Origin of the sequence: Sporosarcina sp. ZBG7A (genome assembly GCF_000813425.1) — a bacterium.
Lineage (GTDB): Bacteria > Bacillota > Bacilli > Bacillales_A > Planococcaceae > Sporosarcina.
On record NZ_JWIB01000046.1, the window covers coordinates 26,941 to 38,669 of the forward strand.

General features: G+C 41.0%; 12 protein-coding genes. 5 read left to right on the plus strand and 7 right to left on the minus strand.

The window, feature by feature from the left end; all coding sequences use genetic code 11:
• Nucleotides 1-319: 319 nt before the first annotated feature.
• A complete protein-coding gene (locus RL70_RS14965) occupies nt 320-1,513 on the minus strand; it encodes a CynX/NimT family MFS transporter (protein ID WP_039044212.1) in 1,194 nt (397 codons plus the stop codon).
• Between the two features lie 84 nt (nt 1,514-1,597).
• Between RL70_RS14965 and RL70_RS14970 the strand changes: the two genes are divergently transcribed.
• The 3 genes from RL70_RS14970 (at nt 1,598) to RL70_RS14980 (ending at nt 4,486) form a co-directional block, all read left to right on the plus strand.
• Nucleotides 1,598-1,849 (plus strand): hypothetical protein, encoded by a 252-nt coding sequence (locus RL70_RS14970; RefSeq protein ID WP_039044213.1) that lies wholly within the window; start codon nt 1,598-1,600, stop codon nt 1,847-1,849.
• A 138-nt stretch (nt 1,850-1,987) separates the two neighbouring features.
• Nucleotides 1,988-3,595: an ABC-F family ATP-binding cassette domain-containing protein gene (locus RL70_RS14975; protein ID WP_039044214.1), complete on the plus strand. Its 1,608-nt coding sequence runs from the start codon at nt 1,988-1,990 to the stop codon at nt 3,593-3,595.
• Between the two features lie 147 nt (nt 3,596-3,742).
• Nucleotides 3,743-4,486, plus strand: a complete 744-nt coding sequence (locus RL70_RS14980; protein WP_039044215.1) for a hypothetical protein — start codon at nt 3,743-3,745, stop codon at nt 4,484-4,486.
• A 50-nt stretch (nt 4,487-4,536) separates the two neighbouring features.
• On the opposite strand, the gene RL70_RS14985 is transcribed toward RL70_RS14980, so the two are convergent.
• Both RL70_RS14985 and RL70_RS14990 read right to left on the minus strand, forming a co-directional pair.
• A complete protein-coding gene (locus tag RL70_RS14985) occupies nt 4,537-4,737 on the minus strand; it encodes a cold-shock protein (protein ID WP_025784299.1) in 201 nt (66 codons plus the stop codon).
• Between the two features lie 206 nt (nt 4,738-4,943).
• Nucleotides 4,944-5,246, minus strand: coding sequence for a DUF1033 family protein (locus RL70_RS14990; protein WP_039044216.1), 303 nt, complete (start codon nt 5,244-5,246; stop codon nt 4,944-4,946).
• Between the two features lie 207 nt (nt 5,247-5,453).
• Here RL70_RS14990 and RL70_RS14995 point away from each other — a divergent pair, with 207 nt between their 5' ends.
• Together RL70_RS14995 and RL70_RS15000 are read left to right on the plus strand one after the other, a co-directional pair.
• Complete coding sequence (locus RL70_RS14995; RefSeq protein ID WP_039044217.1) at nt 5,454-6,128, plus strand: 5-bromo-4-chloroindolyl phosphate hydrolysis family protein; 675 nt, start codon at nt 5,454-5,456, stop codon at nt 6,126-6,128.
• Nucleotides 6,103-7,299 carry a toxic anion resistance protein gene (locus tag RL70_RS15000; RefSeq protein WP_039044218.1) on the plus strand — a complete coding sequence of 399 codons (1,197 nt, stop codon included), beginning with the start codon at nt 6,103-6,105 and terminating at the stop codon, nt 7,297-7,299. Before RL70_RS14995 ends, RL70_RS15000 begins: the two co-directional genes overlap by 26 nt.
• Nucleotides 7,300-7,315: 16 nt before the next feature.
• Here RL70_RS15000 and RL70_RS15005 read toward each other — a convergent pair whose 3' ends face one another.
• The 4 genes from RL70_RS15005 to odhB form a co-directional block, all read right to left on the minus strand.
• Entirely contained in the window at nt 7,316-9,220 is a 1,905-nt protein-coding gene (locus RL70_RS15005) for a nitric oxide reductase activation protein NorD (protein WP_039044219.1), read from the minus strand.
• A 9-nt stretch (nt 9,221-9,229) separates the two neighbouring features.
• On the minus strand, nt 9,230-10,093 hold the full coding sequence (locus RL70_RS15010; RefSeq protein WP_039044220.1) for an AAA family ATPase: 864 nt from the start codon (nt 10,091-10,093) through the stop codon (nt 9,230-9,232).
• A 92-nt stretch (nt 10,094-10,185) separates the two neighbouring features.
• The gene (locus tag RL70_RS15015; protein ID WP_025784293.1) at nt 10,186-10,386 is read right to left on the minus strand and encodes a DUF6501 family protein; all 201 of its coding nucleotides are present in this window, start codon (nt 10,384-10,386) and stop codon (nt 10,186-10,188) included.
• A gap of 76 nt (nt 10,387-10,462) precedes the next feature.
• Nucleotides 10,463-11,695: a 2-oxoglutarate dehydrogenase complex dihydrolipoyllysine-residue succinyltransferase gene (odhB, locus tag RL70_RS15020; RefSeq protein ID WP_025784292.1), complete on the minus strand. Its 1,233-nt coding sequence runs from the start codon at nt 11,693-11,695 to the stop codon at nt 10,463-10,465.
• Nucleotides 11,696-11,729: the final 34 nt, after the last annotated feature.

Here is an 11,729-nt window from a genome sequence, read left to right on the forward strand (position 1 = left end):
GACATAGTCTTAGCGTGATGGTATGATTAATTGGTTATAACCAGTTAGCTGATTCTTGAATACTGGCATTCTGCGGAATGTTTACCCATTATACGTATTCAAACTGGCGCGGCTATAGGGCCGCAAGGACGCAAAAGTAGGTAGGGTTTGCGTTGCTTATGTTAGGAAACAACTGCTGAACAACGACCGCGGCAATGATCGTTGTGAGTAAGTACACAATTCTTGATTATAAAAAGAAGTAACTTTTTTCTCATATTCAATAATCGGCTATACAAAAAAACAAAGGGATGCCCAATCGGGCGTCCCTTTTCCAATTCCTCTACTCTTCTTTATCTCCTATAAAAAAGGCCAAAACAATCATTCCTAAAAATAACAAACCAAATAGCGCAATTGTCACTTGATGGTTTCCTGTTGCATCGTACAATACCCCAATGACTAATGGGAAAATCCCACCGATGATATATCCACCAGTTTGCATCATCGCTGTCCAAGAATTCGTTTCTACCGCATTTGCAGTCTCATCCAGAGGCAGAACGAGCGCAATTGGAAACATGCCGCCTAAAGGAACTCCCATAAGTAGCGCTCCCACCCATAGCAATGGTAGATTATCTGTCCAGAATAGCATAACTGCAACTAACCCTATTGAGAGAATAAATAGTAGCCACATTTTACGACCCGGATAACGTTCCATCATAAGCGGGATTGTAATATTCAAGATAATTTGAACTGCCGTCATAAGACTCACCAGTGTACCTGCCTGAACAAGTGTCATCCCTTTTTCAATCGCGATTGGTGCGAGCCAGATAACAATTGAGAAAAAACCTGCAGACTGTAGTCCAAAGAACAATAGGAACAACCATGCTTTACTGTTTTTCCAGGGAGAACGAACCGCCTTAGAAGATTCTTTCCATGACGCTCCTTGCTGCTGATGAACTACCAGCTGATCGGTTCCTGATACCAGCCATGCTGCAATACCTACCAAAGCTAATACAGCCCAAATACTGAGTGCAAACGAATAGGATCCAGTCATTTCATAAAAGTAAGCAGACAAACCAGTGCTTGCTGTAGCGCCTGCCCCGAGCCCGAACGAATAGATCCCAATGATCGGACCGGCCCGATGCGGAAAGTTTTGTTTGATCATCGCGGAGAGTAATGGTCCAGTAACCGCAATCGCAACCCCGACTCCAATAGAAGAAACTAAAAGCATTGTATAGGTGGGGACAAATTCACGGAGAGCTGTCATCACACCAATAACTGCAACCATAAAAACCATGGTTGCATTCAATCCGAACCGCCGATTTAATACTGGTGCTAGTGAAGCGAACACTCCCATACATATAACAGGCAACGCAGTAAGTAAGCTAACTTGTGCATTCGTCAATGATAATTGGACCCGGATTGTATCCAATAGCGGACCAATTGACGTGATAGCAGGTCGCATATTTATAGACACTGCAAAAATAGCGAAAATCAGAAGCATTGTTTTTTTAGTAGTCAGAGAAATAGAATTCATAAGGATTCCTTTCTAATAATATTTCATCGAACTTGCGTTTGTTTTTTTAAGGTCGTATAATTTTCTGTGAAAGGATGAAATTTCATGAAAATAATTCATTGGTCCTATACACGGAAGTATCAAGTGAAAAGTGTATTTGACTCATTTCCCGACATAGTCGCTGTGTTCCGGCAAATCAATGGATACTACTTCATTTACACGATGAAAGGTCTGGATTCGATTGAATTACCTTCTCGTAAACATTATGTGCAAATGGAATATCTAATCAATAAAGAACTCGGTACTTTATCGGCTTATAAAAATCGTAAGGCTCTGCAAAAGAGAGAAAGTTCCTAAACAGTTTCTTTTAAATACTGTCGAAAGACTTATGATTGTATTGTAAGCTTGAAAATTGATTATTACCACTGTAATTTCCCCCACCCTAGCGACAATCCGTGCTATAATGGGCAAAGTGTGAATTTTAGGAGGTCAATTATGTTAGCAGTAAGTAATGTAAGTCTTCGTTTTGGAGACCGGAAACTTTTTGAAGATGTTAATATACAGTTTAACCCAGGGAATTGTTATGGGCTAATCGGTGCGAATGGTGCCGGTAAATCAACATTCATTAAAATACTTTCCGGTGAAATAGAACCACAAACAGGTAATGTCATTTTAAATAATGACGATCGCCTGGCAGTATTAAAACAGGATCACTTCGAGTTTGAAGGTGTAGAAGTTCTTGAGACTGTTATTATGGGTCACAAAAGGCTCTATGATATTATGTCCGAAAAGAATGCTATTTATATGAAGGAAGATTTTTCTGATGAGGATGGTATGCGTGCAGCTGAACTCGAAGGTGAATTTGGAGAGCTAAACGGATGGGAAGCTGAATCCGAAGCTGCAATCCTCTTGCAAGGTCTTGGAATCTCAGAGAAATTGCATGCGATGAAAATGTCTGAGCTCACAGGTTCTGACAAAGTGAAAGTCTTACTTGCTCAAGCCCTGTTCGGTAAACCGGATGTCTTATTACTGGATGAGCCAACAAACCACTTGGACTTGAAAGCAATCCAATGGCTAGAAGAATTCTTGATCAACTTTGAGAATACCGTAATCGTCGTATCCCACGACCGTCATTTTTTGAACAAAGTATGTACGCATATAGCGGACTTGGACTTCAGTAAAATCCAGATTTATGCAGGTAACTATGATTTCTGGTACGAGTCTAGTCAATTAGCACTCAAGCTTTCTCAAGAACAGAATAAGAAAAAAGAAGAAAAAGTGAAGGAATTGCAAGCGTTCATCGCGCGATTCAGTGCGAATGCTTCGAAATCGAAGCAAGCAACTTCACGTAAGAAAACATTGGATAAAATCGACATAGACGATATCAAACCTTCATCACGTCGTTATCCTTATGTTAACTTCCAAATGGGCCGCGACATCGGAAATGATGTCCTTATGGTTCGTGACTTGTCTAAAACTCAAGATGGCGTTCAACTACTGAAAGATGCGTCTTTCACATTGAACAAAGAAGATAAAGTCATCTTGATCGGAAATCCATTAGCTAAGACTGCTTTGCTAGAAATTTTAGCGGAAGAACAAGAAGCGGATTCCGGTACTGTTAAATGGGGAGTTACCACTTCACAAGCATACTTCCCTATCGATAACAACGAATTTTTCCAAGGTAACGAGAAATCACTCGTTGAATGGTTACGTCCGTATTCACCTGAAGATGAAACAGAAACGTTCTTACGTGGTTTCCTCGGTAGAATGCTCTTCTCTGGTGAAGAAGTAAACAAAAAGCCTTCTGTTCTTTCTGGAGGAGAGAAAGTTCGTTGTATGCTTTCTAAAATGATGCTCACTCATTCAAACGTCTTGTTGTTAGATGAGCCAACTAACCATTTGGATCTCGAATCAATTCAAGCGTTGAACAACGGTCTGATTGCTTACAAAGGGGTTATGTTATTCACCTCTCATGACCACCAGTTCATACAGACAATTGCAAATCGCGTTATTGAAATTAACGATGACGGTACAATTTTCGACAAAATGATGAACTATGATGAGTATTTGGAATGGAAAGAAGCACAACCATCTTCAAAATAAGTTCACAGTACATGTAGGTTTTACAAAAAAGGCAACTGCTATTTTTAGCGGTTGCTTTTTTGTATTTCTTTACATAAATCTTAAGAATTTCAGTTGCACATACTTTCCTTGAAATCGGTAATACTATTGGAAAAGGAGTGGTTGACTATGAAGAAATTTAAATTTGTGTTTTTTTTACTCATAAGTCTACTCGTCGTCTCCGCTTGCTCCAAACTGAATGGTGAAGACGTTACTGCACCTAATAATTCTGGGAACAGCGGCGAACAGAGTCCCGTTGAAAAAGCTGATTCGGATGCCGGTGGTGAAATAAAAGACAAGGATCATGATGATGATGGCTATGAGGAACTGGATGATCCGAATGGCAAAGTCAAAGATCCCGCAATGCTCGACTATTTGCTACCCGACAGTTCAAAAGCTCATTATGAAGGTGAAGGAAATGAGTATGCGGAGCTGGATGTCCAGGTGTATCATCCATACGAGGAGTACGTGATGATATATGAGAACAATGGAGGAGCTCTATTGAGAAAGATATACAAAGTGGAGAAAGATCGAATTCTAACTTTAGAAGAGAAACAAGTTGACGTGGAAGGAAATGTGCCACCAGTTGCCGAACTTAAAAAATTGGAAGTGACAGGTGTTTATTTACAGAAGCCTTTTGAAAAAGGTGCTACTTTTGGGAAATGGACGATTGTGAATACAGACGCTACTGTTGAAACTCCCTATAAAAAGTTCGAGCATGCGATTGTACTTGAAGAGAAAGGTGACAATTATACAAATAGAAAATATTTTGTTGAAGGTTTCGGAGAAGTTAAACGGGAGTCCGTTATGACTGCAAAAGGTCAAGCAGATATACTTGTCACCTCTACTATGGAGTCTGTTACTAAACCGTAAAGCATAAAAAATAGAACCCACTATTTAAGCGGGTTCCCTTTTTTGTGTTATTAGAGTTTCGTAACGTTAGCAGCTTGTAGACCGCGGTTACCTTCTACGATTTCGAACTCAACCTGCTGGCCTTCGTCCAAAGATTTGAATCCTTCACCTTGAATAGCTGAGAAGTGTACGAATACGTCGTCTTCTCCGTCAACCTCGATGAAACCGAAACCTTTTTCTGCGTTGAACCACTTAACTGTACCTTGTTTCATAAATGAAAACCTCCAAATAATAATTGCTAATACATGAACCTGCTACAAAAAAGAAAATTCACGTATTACAAAAAGTACCGACGTCGCCGATCACTTTTTGTAATACGTGAATACGTTTCTCGTCGCGAGCGCTTGCTATTAAGCTTAGTACTACTATACCATACCACTTTTAAATGTCAAATAAACATTATGAAATATTCAAATTATTATTCCTCGATAAAAGAAATAGTTTCATTGCCCTTCAATAAAAAGATCCCATGATACAATTGCATATCATCGTCACACCCATCACAATACGTTCTTTCCCCAGGATTCCAAAAAGCGGTAAATGCTCCTTTACGAGTTTTTTCTTTTGAAAAGCAGCCTCTCATTTCATCCATAAGCGAGTGTGCAAATTCTATTGCTTCGTCCATTTCTTCAAACGACCTTCTTAAACGAACCATCTCTTCCCATCCTTCAAACATCCACCAAGGTTCATAATCTGCTTTCATATAAATAACCTCGTACATGCTAAAACCTCTTTTCCTATACAGTTGACAATTATACAAAGCACTTAGAGTTTTTCCAAGCAATCTGTACTAATTTGCATTTCAAATGTTCGTCTGAATGGGTCTAATACGGTATACTAAAGAGAGATTAGTGAATCGATGAAACTTTTACTGCCATTCACACGTAATAATGATATATATACTAACGATAAGGAGGGCTGACCGAAGATGAAAAAAGTCAAACAGTTTTTTACGCGGCACTTCATCGTGGCGCCCGTCAGTTTTGGAACATACCTCTTTTTACTGCTGGGAACTGGCATTCCTTTTTTGGCAGCAACGGGGATTCTCATAACGATGTACCTAGGAGGTACTTTTGCTATTAAACAAGTCCAAATCAGCTCATCAGTGAAAGAACTCGGAATGACACGTTCTGAGTATCGACATATTGAATTACAACTTCATGAAGCCAAGCAAAAAATTAAAAAATTGAATAGTCTATATGGACAGGTTCGCTCGGTTCAGGCTTTCCGTCAAGTGTATGAGCTGAGTAATCTATCTAGAAAAGTGCTCGCGATTGTACGTAACGATCCAAAGAAATTTTATCAGACCGAACAGTTCTTTTACGCACATCTGGATTCTGCAGTTGAACTGACCTCTAAATATGCACTACTTGCCAATCAACAACTGAAAGAAAAAGAAGTTCGTATTGCTCTGCAGCATACTCGAGAAACTATTACTGATGTCACCCATCAGTTGGAAAGTGATTTGCAGGATGCCCTTGCTACTGATTTAGCAGCCCTGCAACTTGAACTCGACTATGTAGATATTACAATGGCACGTAAAAAAGCCTTGCCGAACACGAAAGGGGAAACGCTAGATGACCGAAAATCAGCCAATGAATAATGATGTGAAATCTTTTGATGATCTACTCAGTAGTCCATTTGATAGAAGTGAACCGATGCTCCCGAAAGAAATGCAAACAGAGCAAACTGAAAACAATGCTTCTGTAGCACTAATGGATCGACTATCACCTGAGGAACAGCAAAAAGCTAAGGAACTTGCCGATCAAATTCCTGTTGGTGATTATGAAGCGATTTTAACCTACGGTGCTACAGCACAAAACGAACTGTCCCGTTTTTCCCATAAAATGTTGGATCACGTTCAAAGTAAGGATATTGGTCCTGTTGGAGATGTCTTAAACGATTTAATGGGGAAGCTTTCTGAAATCGATCCTGACGATCTTTCGGAAAAGAAAAAGACCGGCTTGAGCCGCCTTTTCAATAAAGCATCCCGTTCTATTCAAGAAATGATGACGAAGTATCAAAAACTAAGTACACAAATTGACCGTATCGGTGTCCAGTTAGAACATTCTAAACGGGGTTTGATAGAAGATGTCCACATGCTCGATAATTTATATGAGCAAAACAAGACGTATTTTCAGGCATTGAACGTCTATATTGCCGCTGCAGAGATAAAACGTGACGAACTCGCTAACATTACGATTCCTCAGATGCGTGCAGATGCTCAAAATTCCAATGACCAAATGGCAATTCAAGAAGTAAATGATATGAGTCAGTTTTTGGATCGCTTGGAAAAGCGGTTATATGATTTACAATTATCCCGTCAATTGACAATCCAAAGTGCTCCTCAAATTCGTATGATTCAGCAGACAAACCAAACACTTGCTGAGAAGATTCAATCATCAATCATGACGTCAATCCCGTTATGGAAAAACCAAATTGCAATTGCATTAACTTTGAATCGCCAAAAGAAAGCTGTCGAATCTCAACGTCTTGTAACGAAGACAACAAATGATTTATTACTTCGTAATTCTGAAATGCTAAAATTGAATTCAATTGAAACCGCAAAAGAAAACGAACGCGGCATCATTGAGATTGACACGTTGAAAAAGACTCAAGAAAACTTAATCCAAACAATCGAGGAAACTCTTGTGATTCAGGCTGATGGCCGAGTTAAGAGAAAAGAAGCAGAACGAGAAATTGGTAGAATGGAAGAAGAGTTGAAGCAACGTCTCCTCAATATCCATGAAAAAACGCAAAATCGCCCTTTATAAGGTGGTTTTGCGTTTTTCATTGGGCTGCTATCGCGAGTAACTTTCTAAGGATACGCAGTGTCTGGCTAGCGAATTCTTGCACTGAATCAGACGCAGCGGTTTTGTTCCCAAACATTGTCGCAAACAGTTCTTTCTGTTCTTCTGTCGGAGGTTGTGAAGATAAAAATAAATGAACGACCGATATCCCCCGCTTCTCTGTTTCCCAAACAGCCTCCGCTGTATCAACTATCCCATTGCGATCGTATCCGAAAGCTGACGGTTCACCGTCAGAGAATACGAGTAAAAATTTATGCTGTTCAGATCGATTCGCCAAGCGATTCGCCATCCATCTGATCGCAAACCCATCACGGTTATCTTCATGTGCTTCAAAGTTCATAATTGCTGGGCCACTGTCGATATGCGTTTCGTCGAACGTATGCATGACTTCAAAAAAATTCGGTTGCTCTTCTTTCGTTGCTTCAAATGCATCTTCGTAATAAGAAGTAATTTCATGGGAGACGTTAAGTTTCCGTAAGACATCATGAAAAAGAACAACTGCTTCTTTTGTCTCCTGGACTTTGTCAATCATAGACGCCGAGCCATCTACGAGTAATCCAAATACAGCATCGAGTTCCGGTGAAGGTGCTTGTTTCCGATAGAAGGGTTTTGGCCGTTCATCTGTCAGCATGGTTGTTAGCTTTGATGAAAGGCGCCCTTTCGTTAAGTTCTCACGCTTATGGTGTTTTTTTCGCTCTAATCTTTTTTTCATCTCGGTAACAAGTGCACGAACAATCGGTAAATGATTATTTCGCCATTCATTGAGCAGGTTTGTTGAGGACGCCTCTTCCGTATTTGGCATTTTTGTTGTTTTAAACGTGACATGAGTATGTGCAGGACCATAATCGGAACCCGCTTTAGCTGATGTCTCCTCTGCCCTGTCCCCCTCAAGGTCTGCCTCCTGTTTCGGCATCCCCTCTTTATCGTTACCTTCCGAGCTTCCCAATCCAAACTGTTGAACCTCTGCGTTGTCATCTCCAGGACTCGCATCCGTTGCATCTGCAGCACCTTGGGTTCCTTGTTGCAGCTCAAATTCAAGATAAGTTCCCTTATCTTCTTCGGTCTCCTGGTGCCACGTACGAAACTCCTCTTCAATTGTCTCCTTCACTTCCTGATCTTCTGAATCACTCGGATCTGACATTGCTCGTACATCGGTGTTCATCTCTGTACCATCTTCGAAGTAGTCTCCAAACGTGTATATAGGAAGTACGATGTCCCCAGTCAATTGCTCTTCTACGAGTTCTATAATTCGCTTTGCTAGAAAACCGCTTTGACTTGTGGTTTCCAAGTCGTAAGCCTGTTGTACAATTTGCCGAACCCTATCCATAGGCAGATGATTCAACGATTCGTGAGATGCAGCTGTCATCCCCATATGAATATCTAAAAATAGCTGGTTAACTAATGCGTCCGCTGAGAACCCCCGCTGTGTGTTTGACAGAAGACGATCTCTATGGAATTCCGCATAGACTTTACTGCGCACTGCAAAAGCTTTCTGTGTCCCCATGCGAGACTTTTGAATGGATTCCATTAGTCTAAATTCTTCAATCATCATCAATAGTTGACCTGCTAATTTAGGAAGTCGGCTAGACTTCATATCCAACTTGAAAGCTCTCCAGGCCGCTAAGTCAAAGTGTCGATAAAAACCTGCAGCAAGCAGATAAATATCCGAAAGACGACCAAGATGAGTTATCTGTTCTGAACGATGTCGCCAAAATACGCTCATCGCAAGAGTTGCATCTTTTGGCTGATACTCGATTAACTGACGCTCTGTTATTTTCACAAATGGAGCGTTCGCTAACGATTGTGCAATTCTCTCGTAAAGCAGAATTTTTCGTGTCTCTACGGATTCATCATTAAACTGTATGAACCGACTGACTTTATCCATCACGATCCCTCATTTCACCCAAGTAGCTGTCAATTCGTTCACGAGATCTCGTTCCATTTTATCTTCCAACAGTTCAGAGATTGCATACATTACAGCGCGATCTACAGGCATATGAACAGCGAGTTGGAGGGCATCGATTAGACTTCTTACAGAAGCGGCTTCGTCAGCAAGCAATCCGTTAGCAGCTTGTTTAGATAAGTCCTCTGATAGATTCATCATCGTATCCACTATAGATGCTTTCGCTTCTGGGACTGCATTCTCCAATACCGTTCGTAATTGCTCTGCTTCTAAGTACGGAATAGAAAATGATACGAAACGATTTTTTAGTGCTTCGTTCATCGGTGATGTCCCAATATAGCCCTCATTGATAGCTGAGACGACGGAAAAATCTTCGTGTGCTATGATGACTTCTCCTGTAAAAGGATTCGTTAGCATGCGCCGATGATCCAATAGACTATGTAAAATTGGCAACGTCTCAGGTTTGGCCATATTGATTTCATCTATATATAAAATATGGCCACGCTTCATAGCAGTCACTACTGGGCCGTCTACAAATTCAATAACACTTTGACCGTCTTTTGTCACAATGGTTTTAAAACCTAGTAACGCTTCAGCATCCAGGTCCACTGAACAGTTGACGCTTTGCATGGGCTGCTGGAACATTGCTGATATACTTTGAGCAAGACGAGTTTTCCCGCTGCCAGAAGGTCCTTTCAAAAGAATCGGTTTTTTTAACGAAATGGCAATTAAAATATCCTCGAACAAGTTGGGAGTAGGGCTTACATATCCACCTACTTGAATGAGTAGTTGCTCTTCTTCTGTATACGATCTATTTGCACGATTTTTTAAAGTTTCTTCGATTAACAGGTTCATGACTTCTTGTCTCCTTCTATATAAAACGGCCTGATGCAATTATAGCATCAGGCCGTTTCATGGATCGGTGTTTACGTAAGGCTACCTGCATGTCACTCGAAATATGTTTTGTAATATCCGCCGACTTTACCTGTGTTGTCAACAACGAAAAGAAATTCTTCCGTTTCGTTTTTCACATCATAAGTTTTTCCAGGCGTGAGGACGTTTGTTACTAAATATTTTTCAGCATCTGCGTGTTTGCAGACGACTTGCCGGATTGCTGGTGCGTGAAGCCATTCTTTGAACGAAGACATTCTAGGACCCCGCCCTTCCTATAGAAAAGTGTAAGAGTAAATCCCCCCGCAAAACGCGGGAGGTGTAATTTAGTGATTAAGATCCAAGAAGAAGATCTTCTGGATTTTCAATTAATTCCTTAATCATTTTCAAGAATCCAACTGAATCTTTACCATCGATAACACGGTGGTCATAAGATAGAGCCACATACATCATCGGACGGATTTCAACGTTATTACCGACAGCAATCGGACGTTTCTGGATTGTGTGCATTCCAAGAATACCTACTTGCGTTCCGTTAAGGATTGGTGTAGATAGAAGTGAACCGAATACTCCACCGTTCGTGATTGTGAATGAACCGCCTGACATGTCAGCAAGCGTCAATTTGTTGTCGCGAGCTTTTTTAGCAAGTTCTCCGATAGTTGCTTCGATTTCAGCGAAGTTTTTACGGTCTGCATCGACAACGTTTGGTACAACTAGTCCGCCATCTGTAGAAACCGCGATACCGATGTCGAAGTAGTTTTTCATGATCAAATCATCTCCATCAAGCTCTGAGTTGACTTTAGGGTATTTCTTAAGTGCAGCGACTACTGCTTTAGTGAAGAATGACATAAAGCCTAGGCGTACATCGTTCTTATCAAAGAATTCATCTTTTTTACGTGAACGAAGTTCCATCACGTTAGTCATATCAATTTCATTGAACGTTGTAAGCATTGCTGTGTTTTGCTTAACTTCAAGCAACCGCTTCGCAATCGTTTGACGACGACGGCTCATTTTCACGCGTTCTACGCGTCCATCGTCCACTTTTGCTTCTTGTTTAGCGGCAGGTGCTGCAGGTTGTGCTTTAGGAGCAGTACCGTGTGCTTCTACGTCTTGAACGCGTACACGGCCCATTGGATCTACAGGTGAAATGTCAGCTAAGTTAATGCCTTTTTCACGTGCAAGTTTACGTGCAGCAGGACTTGCAATCAAACGATCTCCTGAAGTTGCTTCTTCAGCAGGTGCTTGCGCAGCAACTGGTTCAGATGCTGCTGGTGCAGGCTGTTCTTGTGCAGCTTGAGCGGGAGCAGCAGGCTGCTGTGCAGGTGCTCCAGAACCTGCTCCAACAATCGCAATGACTTGACCGACTTCGACAGTGTCGCCTTCAGCCGCCATTAGTTCTTGAACTGTTCCAGCTTCTTCTGAAATTACTTCAACGTTTACTTTGTCTGTCTCAAGTTCAACGATGAATTCACCTTTATCTACTGATTCACCTGGTTGTTTTAGCCACTTTGCAATAGTTCCTTCAGTAATCGATTCTGCCAGTTCAGGTACTCGGATCTCTGCCACAATAATTTCCTCCTCTAATATCGTTCAATCGTTT

Coding starts and splice junctions, on each gene's coding strand:
- RL70_RS14975 (WP_039044214.1), top strand. CDS start 1,988: ATGTTAGCAGTAAGTAATGTAAGTCTTCGTTTTGGAGACCGGAAACTT.
- RL70_RS15010 (WP_039044220.1), bottom strand. CDS start 10,093: ATGAACCTGTTAATCGAAGAAACTTTAAAAAATCGTGCAAATAGATCG.
- RL70_RS15005 (WP_039044219.1), bottom strand. CDS start 9,220: ATGGATAAAGTCAGTCGGTTCATACAGTTTAATGATGAATCCGTAGAG.
- RL70_RS14995 (WP_039044217.1), top strand. CDS start 5,454: ATGAAAAAAGTCAAACAGTTTTTTACGCGGCACTTCATCGTGGCGCCC.
- RL70_RS14980 (WP_039044215.1), top strand. CDS start 3,743: ATGAAGAAATTTAAATTTGTGTTTTTTTTACTCATAAGTCTACTCGTC.
- RL70_RS14970 (WP_039044213.1), top strand. CDS start 1,598: ATGAAAATAATTCATTGGTCCTATACACGGAAGTATCAAGTGAAAAGT.
- RL70_RS14985 (WP_025784299.1), bottom strand. CDS start 4,737: ATGAAACAAGGTACAGTTAAGTGGTTCAACGCAGAAAAAGGTTTCGGT.
- RL70_RS15000 (WP_039044218.1), top strand. CDS start 6,103: ATGACCGAAAATCAGCCAATGAATAATGATGTGAAATCTTTTGATGAT.
- RL70_RS14990 (WP_039044216.1), bottom strand. CDS start 5,246: ATGTACGAGGTTATTTATATGAAAGCAGATTATGAACCTTGGTGGATG.
- RL70_RS15015 (WP_025784293.1), bottom strand. CDS start 10,386: ATGTCTTCGTTCAAAGAATGGCTTCACGCACCAGCAATCCGGCAAGTC.
- RL70_RS14965 (WP_039044212.1), bottom strand. CDS start 1,513: ATGAATTCTATTTCTCTGACTACTAAAAAAACAATGCTTCTGATTTTC.